The organism is Staphylococcus hyicus (assembly GCF_000816085.1).
GTDB classification, from domain to species: Bacteria; Bacillota; Bacilli; order Staphylococcales; family Staphylococcaceae; genus Staphylococcus; species Staphylococcus hyicus.
In genome coordinates, this window is sequence record NZ_CP008747.1 from 796,575 (window position 1) to 815,703 (window position 19,129).

Consider the following 19,129-nt stretch of genomic DNA (forward strand, 5'->3'; position numbering starts at 1 on the left):
ATTATGTTAATAGCCAGCAAAGTTCATCGAGAAATGAATTTTGTTGGTTATTTTGATTAAAGTCGGACTATGATGCCAGCCCTTTTTATCGAGGTATAAGCAAAATTCATGCTTGTGAAGGAAGTGAAGCGTATAGTTTAACTATGTCCTTTTGTGGAAATACGTTAACTAGGACGAAACGTTCGAAAAGGAGTGTCAAAAAATGAGAAACCAAACGAAACAATATATAAATGGTGCATGGGTAGACAGTCATAGTGGTGAAACAATTGATGTCATCAACCCAGCTACCGAAGAAGTATTTGGTCGCATTGCAAAAGGTGATGAAACGGACGTAAATCAAGCTGTGAAAGCAGCGCACGATGTCTATTTAGAATTTAGACATACGCCAGTAAAAGAGCGCCAAGCTTTACTTGGACGTATCGTCGAAGAATATAAAAAACGTAAAAACGATTTAATCGAAGCAATGACACTTGAATTAGGGGCACCAGTGACTAAATCTGAAAATGTCCATTATCAAATGGGGCTTAATCATTTTCAAGCAGCATTTGACGCATTGGATGATTTTCAATTTGAAGAGCAACGTGGTGAAAATTTAGTTGTTAAAGAAGCAATTGGTGTGGCTGGTTTAATTACACCTTGGAACTTTCCAACGAACCAAACATCACTGAAATTAGCAGCGGCATTTGCTGCTGGTTCACCAGTTGTATTAAAACCATCTGAAGAAACACCATTTGCTGCAATTATTTTAGCTGAAATTTTTGAAGCTGCAGGAGTACCTAAAGGTGTATTCAATCTCGTGAATGGGGACGGTGAAGGTGTAGGTAATCCATTAAGTGAACATCCTGATGTGCGTATGATGTCCTTTACAGGCTCAGGTGGCACTGGTGCGAAAATTATGGAAAAAGCAAGTAAAGATTTCAAGAAAGTATCGTTAGAGTTAGGCGGGAAGTCACCTTATATCATTTTAGATGACGCTGATATTGAAGGTGCAGCACAGGCTGCTGTTAACAAAGTAGTGAATAATACTGGTCAAGTATGCACTGCGGGTACCCGTACGCTTATTCCGGAATCAATGAAAGATGATTTCTTAGAAAAAGCCAAAGCATATATGTCTAATGTTAAAGTTGGAGATCCGCAAAGTAAAGATACGGATATGGGCCCTATCATAAGCAAAAAACAATATGATCAAGTTCAAGACTATATTCGAAAAGGGATCAAAGAAGGCGCAACCCTTTATTATGGAGGTACAGGCCTTCCTGAAGGATTAGATAAAGGGTACTATGCTAAACCAACGATATTCTCAGATGTGGATAACAAAATGACGATTGCTCAAGAAGAAATATTCGGACCAGTCATGTCTGTTATTACGTATAAAGATATCGATGAAGCGATTCGTATAGCTAATGATACGAAATACGGTCTAGCAGGATATGTTTACGGTCAAAATAAAGACACATTGCAAAAAGTAGCACGCTCAATTGAAGCAGGTACAGTTGAAATTAATGAATCAGGCAGAACACCAGATTTACCATTCGGGGGTTACAAACAGTCAGGAATCGGCCGCGAATGGGGCGATTATGGTATTGAAGAATTTTTAGAAGTGAAATCAATCGCAGGATATTTTAAATAAATGTAGTTAACCACGTTGTTAATGTCACTAAACATCAAATTCAGACATTTAACAACGTGGTTGATTTATGTTTCAATTTATATCATGTTTTGTGTTTAACCCTAAAATTTGCTATAGTATTGATGTTATCGTATCAAAAATACGGTTAAAGAATTTATTATGAAATGAGTGTTAAATATGGCGACTAGGGAAAGAACCTCACCTCAATATGAGTCTTTTCATGAATTGTATAAAAACTACACGACCAAAGCTTTGACTGAAAAAGCCAAATCTTTAAAACTATCAAACTATAGTAAGTTAAATAAAAAAGAACTTGTCCTTGCCATAATGGAAGCACAAATGGAAAAAGACGGTAACTACTATATGGAAGGTATTTTAGACGATATTCAACCAGATGGTTACGGTTTTTTACGAACGGTAAATTATTCAAAAGGTGAAAAAGATATATATATTTCTGCATCACAAATTAGACGTTTTGAAATTAAGTTAGGTGATAAGGTTACTGGTAAAGTAAGACAACCTAAAGAAAATGAGAAATATTACGGCTTATTACAAGTGGACTTTGTCAATGACCATAATGCAGAAGAAGTGAAAAAACGACCGCATTTCCAAGCTTTAACGCCTCTATATCCTGAAGAACGTATCAAATTAGAAACAGACCCCGACAAATACTCCACACGTGTTATGGATTTAGTCACACCAATCGGATTAGGACAACGTGGTTTAATCGTTGCACCACCTAAGGCAGGTAAAACCTCTTTATTAAAAGAAATCGCTAATGCTATTGTAAAAAATAAACCGAATGCTAAATTATTCATTTTACTTGTAGGTGAAAGACCTGAGGAAGTGACAGATATTGAACGCTCGGTTGAAGAAGCGGAAGTCGTGCACTCTACATTTGATGAACATCCGAAACATCACGTGAAAGTTGCAGAATTACTACTTGAAAGAGCAAAACGTCTCGTTGAAATCGGTGAAGATGTGATTGTACTGATGGACTCTATAACACGATTAGCACGTGCGTACAATTTAGTCGTACCACCAAGTGGGCGTACATTATCTGGAGGTTTAGATCCTGCTTCTTTACACGGTCCTAAAACATTTTTCGGTGCAGCGCGTAATATTGAAGCTGGTGGCAGTCTAACTATATTAGCAACAGCGCTGGTAGATACAGGTTCTCGCATGGATGACATGATTTATGAAGAGTTTAAAGGTACAGGGAATATGGAGTTGCATTTGGATCGACGTTTATCGGAACGAAGAATATTCCCAGCGATTGATATTTCAAGAAGTTCAACTCGTAAAGAAGAATTGCTCATTCCTAAAAATGAACTTGAAAGTTTATGGCAATTACGAAATATGTTCTCAAATTCACCAGACTTTGCAGAACGCTTTATACGACGACTTAAGAAAACAAAAACAAACGACGCTTTTTTTGAGGAATTGAAAAAAAGTGCGATTGAAAGCACTAAAACAGGAAAACCTATTATTTAATTTAAAGAAATGTTGACGTGGGGTTGCTTTTTAAAATTGCACCCTTTATAATGTACAAGTATTGGGTAAAACTCACAAATAACTCTGTTCCAGATGGTTCAGGGCAAAGGAGCTGAAAATAATGAAACAAGGCATTCATCCAGAATACCGTAAAGTAATCTTCTTAGATACTACAACGAACTTTAAGTTTTTAAGTGGTTCTACGAAGTATTCAAGCGAAACAATGGAATGGGAAGATGGTAACGAGTATCCAGTTATTCGTTTAGATATTTCTTCTGACTCACACCCATTCTACACAGGACGTCAAAAATTTGCTGCTGCAGATGGTCGTGTGGAGCGTTTCAACAAGAAATTCGGTCTCAAATCAAACAACTAATCATCGTATTAACGAGTTATCCGAAAGCAGTAAAGATGGACATCTTTGCATGCTTTCTCACTATTTGAAGCATCCTCATCAAAGAGGGTGCTTTTTTTAATGAAATCTTAAAAATCATTATTAAAATATGATATAATGAAGCGATTATGTTTTGGAAAAGGTGGCATAAAAAATGTACGAAGCGTATCATTCAGGATGGATTGAATGCATCACAGGCAGTATGTTCAGCGGTAAATCTGAAGAACTCATTCGCCGCTTACGACGTGGTGTTTATGCGAAACAAAAGGTGATAGTTTTTAAACCAACGATAGATGATCGTTACCATAAAGAAAAAATCGTTTCACATAATGGTAATGCAATAGAAGCAATAAACATCACTGAAGCGAGTGAGATATGGCAACATGATTTAACAGGTGTGGATATCATTGGAATAGATGAAATTCAATTTTTCGATCGCACTGTTGTTGATATTGCCCAAACACTGGCTGAAAGAGGGTATCGTGTGATTACTGCAGGTCTTGACATGGATTTTAAAGGAGAACCATTTCATCCTGTTCCAGAGATGTTAGCAGTAAGTGAACATATTACAAAATTACAAGCAGTATGTGCCGTTTGCGGCGCTTCTTCTAGTCGTACACAAAGACTCATAGATGGAAAACCAGCGAAAGTTGATGATCCAATCATATTAGTGGGTGCCAATGAAAGTTATGAACCACGTTGTCGCGCACACCACGTCATTCTACCAAGCGAGTCAAAAGAGGAGGAAAATGAGTAATGTTTGATCAATTAGATATCGTAGAAGAAAGATACGAACAATTAAATGAATTGCTAAGCGATCCAGAGGTAGTGAGTGACTCTGACAAATTAAGAAAATATTCTAAAGAGCAATCGGAACTGCAAAAAACAGTAGAAGTATATCGTAACTATAAACAAGTCAAAGAAGAATTGAATGATATTGATAGTATGTTAAATGAAACGACAGATGCTGATGAAATAGAAATGCTGAAAGAAGAAGCAGCAACACTTAAACCACAAATTCCACAATTTGAAGAAGAATTAAAGTTTTTATTAATTCCGAAAGACCCTAATGATGACAAAGATGTTATCGTGGAGGTGAGAGCTGCTGCTGGTGGTGATGAAGCAGCCATTTTTGCTGGAGATTTATTTAGAATGTATACCAAATATGCGGAAGCGAATCGCTTTAAAACTGAAATTGTGGAAGCGACTGAAAGTGACCACGGTGGTTATAAAGAAATAAGTTTTTCGGTTTCAGGTGAAGGTGCGTATAGTAAATTGAAATATGAAAATGGTGCACATCGTGTTCAACGTGTTCCTGAAACAGAATCCGGCGGACGTATTCATACGTCTACAGCTACAGTAGCAGTGTTACCAGAAGTTGAAGATGTAGAAATTGAAATTCGCAATGAAGATTTGAAAATTGATACTTACCGATCAAGTGGAGCTGGGGGTCAACACGTCAATACAACCGACTCGGCGGTACGTATTACGCACTTACCAACTGGGGTCATTGCCACATCTTCTGAAAAATCTCAAATTCAAAACCGTGAAAAGGCGATGAAAGTGTTAAAAGCACGTTTATATGATATGAAAGTGCAAGAAGAGCAACAAAAATATGCTGCTCAACGTAAATCAGCTGTAGGGACTGGAGATCGTTCTGAACGTATTCGAACATATAACTACCCACAAAGTCGTGTTACAGATCATCGTATTGGGTTAACGTTGCAAAAATTGGACCAAATCATGGAAGGTAAACTTGATGAAGTGATCGATGCCTTAACGATGCACGAACAAACTGAAAAGTTAAAAGAGCTTAATAACGGTGAAATTTAATCAGTGGGTGGAAATAGGTCGTCAACGTTTAGAAGAAAATCATTGTGAACCGGCACAAATCGATTGGCTTATCATGGATATGTTGAACTGGTCTCGTACAACCTATTTACTCAATCTACAAGAAGAAATGACAATAGAAGCGCATCACATGTTAGAACAAGGATTGGCACGTCTTATTAAAGGAGAGCCTGTACAGTATGTCGTTGGGAAAGCGGCCTTTTTTAATCGAGAGTATAAAGTATCAAAAGATGTTTTGATACCACGTCCTGAAACAGAAGAAGTCGTCATGAAATTCATGGAAATGGTACATTTAAGTGGTCATGTAGCAGACATTGGTACTGGAAGTGGTATCATTGCTATTACGTTGAAAAAAGAACTGCCAACCCTGAATGTTTTAGCTACAGACATTTCGAAAGATGCATTAAATATTGCGGAATTTAACGCACAGAGTCATGGCGCTGACATTCGATTTTTATTAGGGGACACCTTGAAACCATTGATAAGCGAAAACATTCAATTAGATGGGTTAATATCGAATCCGCCGTATATTTGCCAATCTGAACAAGGTTTCATGAGTAAAAGTACATTAAACTTCGAGCCCCATATCGCGTTGTTTGCCAAAGAGAACGGATTGCATATTTATCGCACTCTATTTGAGCAATTGCCAAAAGTAATGAAACATGGTGCTCCAGTCGTGTTTGAGATTGGTTTTCAACAAGGAACCATACTGAAAAATTTGCTTTTAGCAATGTATCCTCAACTTGATGTCAACATCACTGCTGACATCAACGGGAATGACCGTATTTTAAGTTTTAAGTGGTGCGTTAAATAATTATCATATCAAAGTTATGTATCTTACAAGAGTGCATAACTTTTTATTATGGAGTAAAATAATATTAAGAAAGAGGTGTTATCTCGTGTTAGACACTAAAATATGGGACGTTCGTGAATATACAAATCATCTCGATGCGTATCCGCAATTTGATGAGATTATACGTATGTACCGCGAGGGGAAACGTATTGTTTTACCAACTGAAACTGTATATGGGCTTGGCGGCAGTGCGTTGAATGAAGAAACGGTTAAAGGTATTTATGAAGCAAAAGGTCGACCATCTGATAATCCACTTATTATTCACATATATGACACAGACCAATTAGAAGATTTTGTGACGTCTATATCTGAAACAACATTAAAGTTAATGGAAGCGTTTTGGCCAGGCCCCATTACATTTATACTACCGCTCAAATCAGGATATTTATGCGAACGCGTAACTGGAGGGTTGAATTCAGTAGCAGTAAGAATGCCAAGTCATCCTGTGGCGCGGTACATATTGAAAAAAGCAAACATACCCATAGCTGCACCTAGTGCAAATATGAGTGGTCGACCATCACCTACAACGTTTGAACACGCGTATGATGATTTATATGGTAGAGTTGAAGGTATTATACAGTCTACCCCTAGTGATGCTGGTTTAGAAAGTACTGTCATAGATTGTACGTCATTTCCATATCGTATTGCTCGTCCAGGTACAATTACGAGACAAATGTTGAATGACATTTTACCAAATTCCATTGATGATACTGTAATTGATATGACGGAAAAGCCAATTGCGCCAGGCATGAAATACAAACATTATGCACCAGATACGCCACTGATTATGATAGAGCATATTGGCAATGATATTCGTAGGAGTGCACATGATGATTGGAAGGGAATTGCATTTATTGTACCGGAAAGTTTATCAAAATATATTCCGAAAGAAGCTAAGGTAATTATTTTGAGCCAAGACGAATTTGATATTCAAACTGCAAATCGACATTTATATGCTGCACTCCATCAGTTAGATGAACTTAAATCGGTATCATGTGCATATATTTATGGTTATCCAGTCAATGAAGATACGGAAGCTTTACGTAATAGAATGATGAAAGCAGTTAATCATCAAGTGGTAAAGGATGAACGCTTATGAGAATTATTTTTGTTTGCACAGGAAACACTTGTCGAAGTCCTATGGCCGAAAGTATCGCAACACAAATATTACCGCATCATCAAATTGAATCTCGAGGTTTAATGGCGATAGAAGGGCAACCTATTGCATCACACACGCTAGAAGTATTGCATACAAAAAACTACCCTCAACCGACTTCTGCACAACCATTTCAATATGAAGATTTAACAGCGGATTTAATATTAACGATGACAGTAGACCATAAAAAACATATTGAATGTTTATATGGCATGCAACAACATGTGCATACACTTAAAGATTATATTAATCAAAGTGCTGATATACCAGATCCTTTCGGGGGCCCTCTTGAACACTATCAAATGCTTTTTGAGCAGCTCGAAAAGGATATTTTTAAACTTAAAGAACAAATTGATTGAAAATCAGTTATATAATCAGTATAAGTTCATTAGAAAATACGTTATAATATATGGCATATAGCACGTTTCTATGTTCTTTGGATAATTCGTTTTGTATTCATACATAATCCTAGGAGGTTTTATTCATGGAAGATTTAAAACAGTTATTGGAAGAACTCAAGTCTCAATCGTTTTTTGTTGACGGAGAAATCTGTGTTATTGGTTGTTCTACATCAGAGGTACTCGGTGACAAAATAGGCACTACAGGCTCCATGGACATCGCTAAAGATATATTTGAAGCACTCGTCGACATTTCAGAAGAAACGGGTGTTTCATTTGCATATCAAGGGTGTGAACATATTAATCGCGCACTCACTATAGAGCGTGAAGACTTTAATCCATTAACAATGGAAGAAGTAAGCGTTGTACCAGATGTGCATGCTGGAGGATCGCTTGCCACTTATGCTTATCGTCATTTGAAAGAACCGATTGTTGTAGAGTATATCACAGCAAACAAAGGGATTGATATTGGCCAAACGTTAATCGGTATGCACCTTAAACACGTTGCGGTACCTGTGCGTACTTCAATAAGTAAAATTGGTGAAGCGATTGTCACTGTGGCAACGACACGACCTAAAAAAATTGGTGGTGAACGTGCGAAATATCAACTTTAATAGGGAAAGAGGGAAAACGTTTATGTCATTTATTTTTAAGCAAGACAAAGCCGTCGCAGATGCCATTAAGAAAGAATTTAATCGCCAAAATAACAACATCGAATTAATTGCGTCTGAAAATTTCGTTTCTGAAGCAGTCATGGAAGCACAAGGATCAGTCATGACAAACAAATATGCAGAAGGTTACCCAAACCGTCGTTATTACGGTGGATGTGAGTTTGTCGATATTACTGAACAACTTGCAATTGATAGAGCGAAACAACTATTTAATGCTGAACATGTGAACGTTCAACCACATTCAGGTTCACAAGCGAATATGGCGGTTTACCTCGTTGCTCTTGAACATGGTGATACTGTATTAGGAATGAATTTAAGTCACGGTGGTCATTTAACGCACGGTTCACCTGTTAACTTTAGCGGCAAATTTTACAATTTTGTAGAATACCAAGTTACAAAAGACGAAGAGCGTATCGATTACGAGGAAATTCGTCGACTTGCAAAAGAAAACAAACCTAAACTCATTGTTGCAGGCGCATCGGCGTATTCTCGTGAAATTGATTTTAAAAAATTCAAAGAGATCGCTGATGAAGTGAATGCAAAATTAATGGTGGATATGGCACATATTGCAGGTTTAGTTGCTGCTGGTTTACATCAAAACCCTGTAGAATTTGCCGATTTTGTGACAACGACTACGCATAAAACTTTAAGAGGCCCTCGTGGTGGTATGATTTTATGCAAAGAAAAATATAAAAAAGACATAGACAAAACAATTTTCCCTGGTATTCAAGGGGGGCCACTCGAGCATGTAATTGCAGCCAAAGCTGTTGCTTTTGGCGAAGCATTACAACCTGAATTTAAAACGTATCAAGCACAAGTCATTAAAAATGCGAAAACATTAGCTGCTACATTACAAGAAAATGGCTTCAGAATTGTTTCGGGTGGTACGGACAATCACCTTATTTCAGTCGATGTAAAAGGTTCAGTAGGTATTACAGGTAAAGATGCTGAAGAAGCACTTGATAGTATCGGTATTACGTGTAATAAAAATACGATTCCATTTGATCAAGAAAAACCATTTGTAACAAGTGGCATTCGTTTAGGTACACCTGCTGCAACAACGCGTGGTTTTGATGAGGAAGCCTTTAAAGAAGTCGCTCATATTATTAGCGATGTTTTGAAGAATCATCAAGATAATCAAGTTTTAAAAGACGCGAAAGAACGTGTTCGCACATTGACTGGAAAATTCCCATTATACAATAAATAAAATATTGGAGGCATAAAACCAATGGGTAAAGTACATGTATTTGATCATCCTTTAATTCAACACAAACTGAGTTTCATTCGAGATGTAAACACAGGAACAAAAGCTTTTCGTGAACTTGTAGATGAAGTCGGTATGCTTATGGCATATGAGGTTACACGTAACTTAGAACTTCAAGAAGTTGAAATAGAAACACCAGTCACGAAAGCAAAAGCAAAACGCTTATCTGGGAAAAAATTAGCCTTTGTACCGATACTTCGTGCTGGTTTAGGCATGACGCAGGGGATTTTAAATCTCGTTCCTGCTGCAAGAATTGGACATGTGGGGCTTTATCGTGATCCAGAAACTCTAGAAGCGGTTGAATATTTTGTGAAGTTACCACAAGATATTGAAGAACGTGAAATCATTGTTGTAGATCCAATGTTAGCGACAGGAGCATCAGCAATTGAAGCCATTACGTCATTGAAAAAACGTGGAGCAAAACACATTCGCTTTATGTGTCTTATTGCAGCACCTGAGGGTGTTCAAAAGCTTCAAGAAGCACATGAAGATGTAGATATTTTCATTGCAGCTCTAGACGAGAAGTTAGATGAAAATGCGTATATCATTCCTGGATTAGGGGATGCTGGTGATCGTTTGTTCGGTACAAAATAATGTCTTAATTAAGGAGCGCTTATTCAATGAAAAGGATTATGACGATTTTTGGTACGCGTCCAGAGGCCATTAAAATGGCACCTCTCGTATTACAATTAAAAAAGGAAGAAAATTTAGAACCAATTGTAGTTGTAACGGCGCAACATCGTGAAATGTTAGATTCTGTTTTAGATACATTTAATATCGTACCTGATTACGATTTGAATGTGATGAAACCTGGGCAAACATTGTCTGAAGTAACGTCACGTGTTCTAACTGGACTTGAAGGCGTCATTAAAGAAGTGAAGCCTGATATGATTTTAGTACATGGTGATACAACGACAACATTTGCAGGAAGTTTAGCTGCTTTTTATAACGAAATAAGTATTGGTCACGTTGAAGCGGGTTTAAGAACATGGCAAAAATATTCGCCATTTCCTGAAGAGATGAATCGACAAATGACTGGTATTATGGCAGACCTTCATTTTGCACCAACGCATCAAGCAGAGATGAATTTATTAAATGAAAATAAAAATCCTAACTCAGTCGTTGTCACTGGTAATACAGCGATTGATGCGATGCACACTACAATTCATGAACAGTATAAATCAGACATAATCCAACGTCATCAAGATAAACGCATCATCTTGTTAACTTCACACCGTCGTGAAAATATTGGTGAACCTATGGAAAATATTTTTAAAGCGGCGCGTCGTATCGTTGAAGACATTGAAGATGCAGTTATTGTTTACCCAATGCATAAAAATCCAAAAGTAAGAGATATTGCTTACAAACATCTCAGTGATCATGACCGTATTGAACTGATTGAACCACTTGAGGTAGTTGATTTTCATAATTTTGCACATCAATCGCATTTGATTTTAACTGATTCTGGCGGAGTACAAGAAGAAGCACCATCCTTAGGTAAGCCAGTATTGGTATTGAGAGATACCACTGAACGTCCGGAAGGTGTCGAAGCAGGTACATTAAAATTAGCTGGAACAAAAGAAGAAGATGTTTATCAATATACGAAAGCATTACTTACAGATGAAGCGCTCTATAAGAAAATGAGTATCGCACAAAACCCATATGGAGATGGTCACGCTTCCAAACGAATATGTGATCATATTCAATATTATTTTGGTTTAACGGAATCAAAACCGGAACCCTTTAAACCTAAAGCATAGTGCTGGTATTAAATGTGTCAATTTTGTGACAACTCTATTCATAGATGACAGTCCTGTTAAATGCATAATTGACACGCTTTTGCCCCTATATTATTATGAAAGTTGTATGCATGGAACGGCTTTCATATATGTTCCTAAAAGTGGAAAAGAGGTTCATTATGGTACGTTTTTATAATTGTACACAGCCGTTTTTGACATATTACATTTGCCTCTGGGTAGGCCTCATGATGCTTTATTTTTGGCTACACCATGCTTTTGTTCTTGGATTAATAGTGGGTTTATTTGCTTCAACGTTTAATACAATCATCTTTGAATATTATTTACATCGTGCCAAACAAACACGTGTAGGATCTATTTCGACAGGTGGTAATTGGCGGTATTTTACAGCAATTCTCGCTTGTGCAACTTGGGTGGCATTTCAAGAACAGATACATATTATCGGTGTACTAATAGGGCTTATGGTTTCATATGTTTTTATCATTTTACGTCCTTTGGTTAAGAAGGACACACGTAACTCTAATTGAAAAGAGGTGAAATTTTAGATGGGTCATAAAAGTCCAATAGTAACTTGGCATTTTCTAGGATTAGATATTAACTTTAACTTATCGACGGTAATGATGTTAATCATCACAGCTATTATCGTGTTTACGATTGCAGTCTTATGTACACGAAATCTTCAGAAAAGACCTAAAGGTGCTCAAAACTTTATCGAATGGGTATTCGATTTTGTTCGAGGCATCATTGAAAGTAACATGGCATGGTCTAAGGGAGGACATTTTCACTTCTTAGCAGTTACATTAATTTTATTTATTTTTGTAGCGAATATGTTAGGTCTACCATTTCAATTGTTGGCTAACCATTATCTATGGTGGAAGTCTCCAACCGCAGATCCTCATGTTACGTTAACTCTTGCTACGATGATGGTCATTCTTACACATTACTATGGCGTTAAAATGCGAGGTACAAAAGCATACCTTCAAAATTACGTTCAACCATATCCGCTGTTAGTTATCATTAATGTATTTGAAGAATTTGCTTCTACATTAACATTAGGACTTCGTCTTTACGGTAACATCTTTGCAGGTGAGATTTTATTAGGTCTTCTCGCTGGTGTTACATTAAGCGCATTTGGTTGGATTATCGGTATTCCGGGCTTAATTGTATGGCAAGGTTTCTCAATCTTTGTAGGTGCAATCCAAGCTTATATCTTTATCATGTTAACAATGGTTTATATGTCACATAAAGTGGCAGACAACCATTAAATAAAAAATAATAACTTAAAAAATTAGGAGGATTTATATAATGAGTTTAATCGCAGCAGCAATCGCAATTGGTTTATCAGCACTTGGTGCAGGTATTGGTAACGGTTTAATTGTTTCTAGAACAGTAGAAGGTGTAGCACGTCAACCAGAGGCACGTACACAATTAATGTCAATCATGTTCATCGGTATCGGTTTAGTTGAGGCACTTCCAATCATTGGTGTCGTTATCACATTCATCGTGTTATTTAGCTAATCTTAATATTGATTATGTTTCTAAATAATTAGAAGTATCCTGAGCGGGGTTAAAACGTATGCTATTCCCCGCCCTAAATTTTATTTATATATCATTTTAATTTTAAATGGTATGTACTTTTTTTGAGAATTTAAAATTGTGATAAATGTGTGCAAGAAGGACCTTGCACGTTCAAGAATTGCAAAATGAAAGACATTCAACGATTAACAATCAATCATGTCTATGTACGAATGTTTGATTAACCATTTTGTAGTTTATGATGAAATGATTGAAAGGAGTGTACAGCAAATTGACAACCAACATGTTAACCTTTGCAGCTAGTGCCGGTGGTGTAAATATTGGTGACATTCTTGTGACTATTTTCACATTTGTTATCTTACTTTTCCTACTTAAAAAGTTTGCATGGGGCCCACTTAAAAAGGTTATGGACGACCGTGAACATTCAATTAATCAAGATATTGATGATGCGGAACGCGCAAAAATGAATGCACAGCGTCTAGAAGAAGAAAATAGAAAAACGTTAAAAGAAACTCAAGATCAAGTACATAAGATGCTTGAAGAAGCCAAAGTACAAGCGCAACGACAACAAGAAGAAATTCTTCATGAAGCTAACCAACGTGCAAATGGCATGATAGAAACGGCTCAAAGTGAAATCAAGAGTGAAAAAGAACGTGCATTAGCTGAAATTAATAGTCAAGTCTCTGAACTTTCAGTGTTAATTGCGTCTAAAGTATTACGCAAAGAAATTTCTGAGCAAGATCAAAAAGACCTTATCGACAAGTACATTAAAGAGGTAGGGGATAAATAATGGCACAAGTTGCACAAAAATATGCCCAAGCCCTTTTTGACGTAGCGATAAAGGCTGAAGTGCTTTCAGAGATTTACCACGATTTCACTGAAATTAATACTAGTATTCAAAGTGAAGGTTCAAAATTACATGTGATTGATTTAGAACCTAAACTTACTTTAGATGAAAGACAATCATTAGTTTCAAATGTATTTAATGGCGTACACCCATATTTGATGAATACTTTAAAAATTATGGCAAGCCATCGTAACTTATCATTATTAGGTGATGTGTTTAAGGCATTTGAAAAACATTACAATGAATTTCATGGGTTAGATGATGCATTTATCGTTTCTGCACGCCCTTTATCCGAGGCAGAAGTAGAACACATAAAAGAAGCGTTAGTGCAACGTACAGGATTAAAAGATCTTAAAGTGCAAACTTCAGTAGACACATCACTCATCGGCGGTGTTAAAGTTAAAATCGGTACTAAAGTATACGATGGAAGTGTACAAAATGATCTCGAACAATTAGCAAGAAAATTCAGTAGCGCACATTAAATACGAAATGAAAGAGGAGTGACATAGATGGCCATAAAAGCTGAGGAAATTAGTGCATTACTTCGCTCTCAAATTGAGAATTATGAGTCTGAAATGTCTGTAACTGATGTAGGGACAGTTATCCAAATTGGTGACGGTATCGCATTAGTTCATGGACTTAACGATGTTATGGCTGGCGAATTATTAGAATTCCATAACGGCGTTCTTGGATTAGCACAAAACTTAGAAGAAACAAACGTAGGTGTCGTTATTTTAGGACCTTACGATGAAATTACTGAAGGTGCTGAAGTTAAACGTACAGGACGTATTATGGAAGTACCAGTAGGTGAAGAATTAATCGGACGTGTCGTAAACCCATTAGGTCAACCTATTGATGGACAAGGCCCATTAAATACAACGAAAACGCGTCCTATCGAGAAGAAAGCAACGGGTGTTATGGCTCGTAAATCAGTAGATGAACCATTACAAACAGGTATTAAAGCGATAGATGCGTTAGTTCCAATTGGTCGTGGTCAACGTGAGTTAATCATTGGTGACCGTCAAACTGGTAAAACGACAGTAGCCATTGATACAATTTTAAATCAAAAAGATCAAGATATGATTTGTGTGTATGTCGCAATTGGTCAAAAAGAATCAACGGTACGTGCTTCTGTTGAGAAGTTACGTCAAGCTGGAGCTTTAGACTATACGATTGTCGTTTCGGCATCGGCTGCGCAACCTTCTCCAATGTTATATATCGCACCATATGCAGGTGTTTCTATGGCGGAAGAGTTTATGTTTAACGGCAAACACGTATTAGTTGTTTATGATGATTTAACGAAACAAGCAGCTGCATATCGTGAATTGTCATTATTATTACGTCGTCCTCCAGGTCGTGAAGCATACCCTGGTGATGTATTCTACTTACATAGCCGTTTATTAGAACGTGCTGCAAAGTTAAATGATGATTTAGGTGGCGGTTCAATTACTGCTTTACCATTTGTTGAAACACAAGCAGGTGACATTTCTGCATACGTTCCAACAAACGTTATCTCAATTACGGATGGACAAATTTTCTTACAATCTGACTTGTTCTTCTCAGGTGTGCGACCAGCGATTAACGCGGGGCTTTCAGTATCTCGTGTTGGAGGTTCTGCTCAAATTAAAGCAATGAAAAAAGTTGCGGGTACATTACGTTTAGACTTAGCGTCATATCGTGAGCTTGAATCTTTCGCGCAGTTTGGATCTGATTTAGATGAAGCGACTGCTAAAAAACTTGAGAGAGGTAAGCGTACGGTTGAAGTATTAAAACAAGACCAAAACAAGCCGCTTCCAGTTGAGCACCAAGTATTAATCATTTATGCATTAACACGTGGATACTTAGATGATATTCCAGTTGAAGATATTACACGTTTCGAAGCTGAAATTATCGAGTGGACAAAAGGAAATGCAAATGACATTTTCACAGAAATTCGTGAAACAGGTGGATTACCTGCTGATGAGAAATTTGAAAAAGCAATCAACGCGTTCAAACAAAGTTTTAAAAAATCCGAATAATGTCAAATATATGATGAGATAAGGTGGTGAGATAGTGGCTTCATTAAAAGAAATAGATTCACGAATAAAATCAACTAAAAAGATGAAACAAATCACAAGTGCGATGAATATGGTTTCAAATTCTAAACTTCGTAAAGCAGAACGCAACACTAAGCAGTTTCGACCATACATGGAGAAAATGGAAGATGCGATTACGGCCATTGCTGGATCGAATACAACAACAAATCATCCTATGTTAATTCAACGTGACGTGAAACGTGTTGGTTATATGGTGATTACGAGTGATAGTGGTTTAGCAGGGGCATACAGTGCTAACGTGCTAAAGAAAATGATTCGTGATATCGAAAAACGTCATAACAGTAAAGATGAATATCGTTTAATTGTACTTGGTAAAATTGGTATTTCATTTTTAGAGAATCGCGGTTACACGGTTGAAAATGGACTTACTGATATTCCTGACCAACCATCTTTTAAAGCAATTCAATCGATTGCAACGCGTGCCGTTGATTTATACAGTGAAGAAGAAATTGACGAATTAAACGTCTATTATAGCCATTATGTCAGTGTGATTGAAAACACACCAAAAAGTAAAAAACTGTTGCCATTATCACCTGAAGATTCTTCATTAGGTCATGGTGCAATGTCTTCTTATGAATTTGAACCAGATAAAGAATCAATATTAAAAGTGCTTCTACCACAATATATTGAGAGTTTAATCTATGGAACAATTTTAGATGCCAAAGCAAGTGAGCATGCATCTCGTATGAACGCGATGAAGAATGCTACAGATAACGCAACAGATTTAATTGACGATTTATCATTACAATATAACCGTGCGCGACAAGCGGCGATCACACAACAAATTACTGAAATTGTTGGTGGCGCAGCAGCATTAGAATAAGTTTATTAATAAGGAGGAACTAACATGGGATTAGGCCGTGTAACTCAGGTCATGGGGCCAGTCATTGACGTGCGTTTTGACCATAATGAAATTCCAAACATTAACAACGCACTTGTTATCGATGTGACGAGAGATGGTAAGACAGAACAACTTACTTTAGAAGTGGCGTTGCATTTAGGTGACGATGTGGTCCGTTCTATTGCGATGGACTCTACAGATGGTGTTCAACGTGGTGCTGAAGTTAAAGACACTGGTGCACCAATTAGTGTTCCAGTTGGTGATGCGACATTAGGACGCGTATTCAACGTATTAGGAGATAAAATTGACCTTGATCCGGAAATCGATGCGTCAGTTCGACGAGATCCAATTCATCGTCAAGCACCGCAATTTGATGAATTATCAACTGAAGTTGAAATTCTAGAAACGGGTATTAAAGTCGTAGATTTATTAGCACCATACATTAAAGGTGGTAAAATTGGATTATTCGGTGGTGCCGGAGTTGGTAAAACTGTATTAATTCAAGAATTAATTAACAATATCGCGCAAGAACATGGTGGTATTTCTGTATTCGCCGGTGTAGGTGAACGTACACGTGAAGGTAACGATTTATACTATGAAATGAAAGATAGTGGTGTTATTGCGAAAACTGCGATGGTTTTCGGTCAAATGAATGAGCCACCAGGTGCACGTATGCGTGTAGCACTTTCAGGATTAACAATGGCAGAATATTTCCGTGACGAACAAGGCCAGGACGTATTACTATTCATTGATAACATTTTCAGATTTACTCAAGCAGGTTCTGAAGTATCAGCCCTACTTGGCCGTATGCCTTCAGCCGTTGGTTACCAACCAACATTAGCTACAGAAATGGGTCAATTACAAGAACGTATTACATCAACAAACAAAGGTTCGGTTACATCAATTCAAGCGGTATTCGTACCTGCCGATGACTATACTGACCCAGCACCAGCTACAGCGTTTGCACATTTAGATGCAACTACAAACTTAGAGCGTAAATTAAGTGAAATGGGTATTTATCCTGCGGTAGATCCATTGGCTTCAACGTCACGTGCATTAGAACCTACAATTGTGGGTCAAGAGCACTACGAAGTAGCACGTCAAGTTCAATCTACATTACAAAAATACCGTGAGTTACAAGATATTATTGCGATTTTAGGTATGGATGAACTTTCTGATGAAGATAAGAAAACAGTTGAACGCGCGCGTCGTATTCAATTCTTCTTATCACAAAACTTCCACGTAGCAGAACAATTTACAGGTCAAAAGGGATCTTATGTACCGGTTAAAAATACAGTACAAGACTTCAAAGCCATTTTAGATGGTAAATATGACCATATTCCTGAAGATGCATTCCGCCTTGTTGGTGGCATTGATGATGTGCTTGCAAAAGCAAAAGATATGGGTGTTGAAGTTTAATACAATTAGGAGGCTTGGATAATGAATACATTAACCTTAGATATCGTCACTCCTAATGGTTCTGTTTATAAACAAGACAATGTGGAAATTGTTGTCTTACAAACAACAGCAGGCGAAATGGGTGTGATGTATGGTCACATTCCGACGGTTGCACCATTACGCATTGGACATATTAAAGTTAAATGCAATGGTCAATCCGACTATATAGCTGTAACAGAAGGTTTTGCAGAAATTCGACAAGAAAAAGTCAATATTCTTGTTCAATCAGCGGAATCTGCTGAAGATATCGATTTAGAACGTGCGAAATCTGCAAAACAACGTGCAACATTTTATCTTGATGGAGATAAAGAAGATACAGACTTTAAACGTGCTGAACGTGCATTAAAGCGAGCAGAAAATCGTATCGAGGTTGCAAAATTTAAATAACTTTCATTAAAACCCACTGGTGATTACCAGTGGGTTTTAGCTTGTTTTTATCCTAAAAACAGATTGATAAATATCATTTTATTTTGATTAATTGTATATACAAATCTTTCGAAAAGTCGTATGATATTATCTATGTGAGTTTTAAAAATGAGGGCAATCTTCATCATATAAAGAGATGATTACATTAGGAATTCGTACATAAATCATGTAAAATTAAGTAAGATTAACTTTAAAGGGGTAGCAAACTAAAATGGAATATTTAGGACAATTTGCGATTATACATCTCGTACTGCATGTGGGTTGTATTTGTATTGCGTATTGGAGTCTTAATGCGTTACGATTGGATCAGCTGTTTAAAAAAGGTTACCCAAAACAAGTTCAAGTTGCACTCATATTTTTTGCGATTTTACTAGGAACGAGTATGAGTAACTTTATAAATGATTTATTACAATTTTCAACTCAAATTCAATACTTATTTAAATAATGTATGAGATAA

22 protein-coding genes are annotated in these 19,129 nt (G+C 37.0%); all 22 read left to right on the forward strand.

Annotated features, from left to right (window positions below; genetic code table 11):
• The first annotated feature begins 202 nt into the window (after window positions 1-202).
• The 22 genes from SHYC_RS03585 to SHYC_RS03690 all read left to right on the forward strand — a co-directional run bounded on the left by SHYC_RS03585 (window position 203) and on the right by SHYC_RS03690 (window position 19,117).
• Window positions 203-1,630, forward strand: coding sequence for an aldehyde dehydrogenase family protein (locus SHYC_RS03585; protein ID WP_039644599.1), 1,428 nt, complete (start codon window positions 203-205; stop codon window positions 1,628-1,630).
• A 177-nt stretch (window positions 1,631-1,807) separates the two neighbouring features.
• Complete coding sequence (gene rho / locus SHYC_RS03590) at window positions 1,808-3,124, forward strand: transcription termination factor Rho (protein WP_039644600.1); 1,317 nt, start codon at window positions 1,808-1,810, stop codon at window positions 3,122-3,124.
• Between the two features lie 121 nt (window positions 3,125-3,245).
• Window positions 3,246-3,500 (forward strand): type B 50S ribosomal protein L31, encoded by a 255-nt coding sequence (locus tag SHYC_RS03595; RefSeq protein WP_037567459.1) that lies wholly within the window; start codon window positions 3,246-3,248, stop codon window positions 3,498-3,500.
• A gap of 172 nt (window positions 3,501-3,672) precedes the next feature.
• A complete protein-coding gene (locus SHYC_RS03600; RefSeq protein WP_039644603.1) occupies window positions 3,673-4,275 on the forward strand; it encodes a thymidine kinase in 603 nt (200 codons plus the stop codon).
• The gene (gene prfA, locus SHYC_RS03605) at window positions 4,275-5,351 is read left to right on the forward strand and encodes a peptide chain release factor 1 (protein WP_039644605.1); all 1,077 of its coding nucleotides are present in this window, start codon (window positions 4,275-4,277) and stop codon (window positions 5,349-5,351) included. Before SHYC_RS03600 ends, prfA begins: the two co-directional genes overlap by 1 nt.
• A complete protein-coding gene (prmC, locus tag SHYC_RS03610) occupies window positions 5,341-6,183 on the forward strand; it encodes a peptide chain release factor N(5)-glutamine methyltransferase (protein ID WP_052257800.1) in 843 nt (280 codons plus the stop codon). The genes prfA and prmC overlap by 11 nt, the downstream gene beginning before the upstream one ends.
• Window positions 6,184-6,268: 85 nt before the next feature.
• The gene (locus SHYC_RS03615) at window positions 6,269-7,321 is read left to right on the forward strand and encodes an L-threonylcarbamoyladenylate synthase (RefSeq protein WP_039644608.1); all 1,053 of its coding nucleotides are present in this window, start codon (window positions 6,269-6,271) and stop codon (window positions 7,319-7,321) included.
• Window positions 7,318-7,737 carry a low molecular weight protein arginine phosphatase gene (locus tag SHYC_RS03620; RefSeq protein ID WP_039644609.1) on the forward strand — a complete coding sequence of 140 codons (420 nt, stop codon included), beginning with the start codon at window positions 7,318-7,320 and terminating at the stop codon, window positions 7,735-7,737. Before SHYC_RS03615 ends, SHYC_RS03620 begins: the two co-directional genes overlap by 4 nt.
• 125 nt (window positions 7,738-7,862) lie before the next feature.
• Window positions 7,863-8,390 (forward strand): TIGR01440 family protein, encoded by a 528-nt coding sequence (locus SHYC_RS03625; RefSeq protein WP_039644611.1) that lies wholly within the window; start codon window positions 7,863-7,865, stop codon window positions 8,388-8,390.
• A 22-nt stretch (window positions 8,391-8,412) separates the two neighbouring features.
• A complete protein-coding gene (glyA, locus tag SHYC_RS03630; protein WP_039644613.1) occupies window positions 8,413-9,654 on the forward strand; it encodes a serine hydroxymethyltransferase in 1,242 nt (413 codons plus the stop codon).
• A gap of 21 nt (window positions 9,655-9,675) precedes the next feature.
• Window positions 9,676-10,305: a uracil phosphoribosyltransferase gene (upp, locus tag SHYC_RS03635; protein ID WP_039644615.1), complete on the forward strand. Its 630-nt coding sequence runs from the start codon at window positions 9,676-9,678 to the stop codon at window positions 10,303-10,305.
• A 26-nt stretch (window positions 10,306-10,331) separates the two neighbouring features.
• The gene (gene wecB / locus SHYC_RS03640; RefSeq protein ID WP_039644617.1) at window positions 10,332-11,471 is read left to right on the forward strand and encodes a non-hydrolyzing UDP-N-acetylglucosamine 2-epimerase; all 1,140 of its coding nucleotides are present in this window, start codon (window positions 10,332-10,334) and stop codon (window positions 11,469-11,471) included.
• Window positions 11,472-11,629: 158 nt separating this feature from the next.
• The gene (locus tag SHYC_RS03645; protein WP_039644619.1) at window positions 11,630-11,995 is read left to right on the forward strand and encodes an ATP synthase subunit I; all 366 of its coding nucleotides are present in this window, start codon (window positions 11,630-11,632) and stop codon (window positions 11,993-11,995) included.
• Between the two features lie 18 nt (window positions 11,996-12,013).
• Window positions 12,014-12,733: a F0F1 ATP synthase subunit A gene (gene atpB, locus SHYC_RS03650; RefSeq protein ID WP_039644621.1), complete on the forward strand. Its 720-nt coding sequence runs from the start codon at window positions 12,014-12,016 to the stop codon at window positions 12,731-12,733.
• Window positions 12,734-12,773: 40 nt separating this feature from the next.
• A complete protein-coding gene (gene atpE, locus SHYC_RS03655) occupies window positions 12,774-12,986 on the forward strand; it encodes a F0F1 ATP synthase subunit C (RefSeq protein WP_037567480.1) in 213 nt (70 codons plus the stop codon).
• A 301-nt stretch (window positions 12,987-13,287) separates the two neighbouring features.
• Window positions 13,288-13,794 (forward strand): F0F1 ATP synthase subunit B, encoded by a 507-nt coding sequence (locus tag SHYC_RS03660; protein WP_037567555.1) that lies wholly within the window; start codon window positions 13,288-13,290, stop codon window positions 13,792-13,794.
• Entirely contained in the window at window positions 13,794-14,333 is a 540-nt protein-coding gene (locus SHYC_RS03665; RefSeq protein ID WP_039644623.1) for a F0F1 ATP synthase subunit delta, read from the forward strand. Before SHYC_RS03660 ends, SHYC_RS03665 begins: the two co-directional genes overlap by 1 nt.
• 27 nt (window positions 14,334-14,360) lie before the next feature.
• A complete protein-coding gene (gene atpA, locus SHYC_RS03670; protein ID WP_037576611.1) occupies window positions 14,361-15,869 on the forward strand; it encodes a F0F1 ATP synthase subunit alpha in 1,509 nt (502 codons plus the stop codon).
• 34 nt (window positions 15,870-15,903) lie between these two features.
• On the forward strand, window positions 15,904-16,770 hold the full coding sequence (atpG, locus tag SHYC_RS03675) for an ATP synthase F1 subunit gamma (protein ID WP_039644626.1): 867 nt from the start codon (window positions 15,904-15,906) through the stop codon (window positions 16,768-16,770).
• A 24-nt stretch (window positions 16,771-16,794) separates the two neighbouring features.
• Window positions 16,795-18,207 carry a F0F1 ATP synthase subunit beta gene (atpD, locus tag SHYC_RS03680; protein ID WP_037567485.1) on the forward strand — a complete coding sequence of 471 codons (1,413 nt, stop codon included), beginning with the start codon at window positions 16,795-16,797 and terminating at the stop codon, window positions 18,205-18,207.
• A gap of 21 nt (window positions 18,208-18,228) precedes the next feature.
• Window positions 18,229-18,633: a F0F1 ATP synthase subunit epsilon gene (locus SHYC_RS03685; RefSeq protein WP_039644628.1), complete on the forward strand. Its 405-nt coding sequence runs from the start codon at window positions 18,229-18,231 to the stop codon at window positions 18,631-18,633.
• A gap of 250 nt (window positions 18,634-18,883) precedes the next feature.
• Window positions 18,884-19,117 carry a DUF1146 family protein gene (locus tag SHYC_RS03690; protein ID WP_039644630.1) on the forward strand — a complete coding sequence of 78 codons (234 nt, stop codon included), beginning with the start codon at window positions 18,884-18,886 and terminating at the stop codon, window positions 19,115-19,117.
• Window positions 19,118-19,129 lie beyond the last annotated feature (12 nt).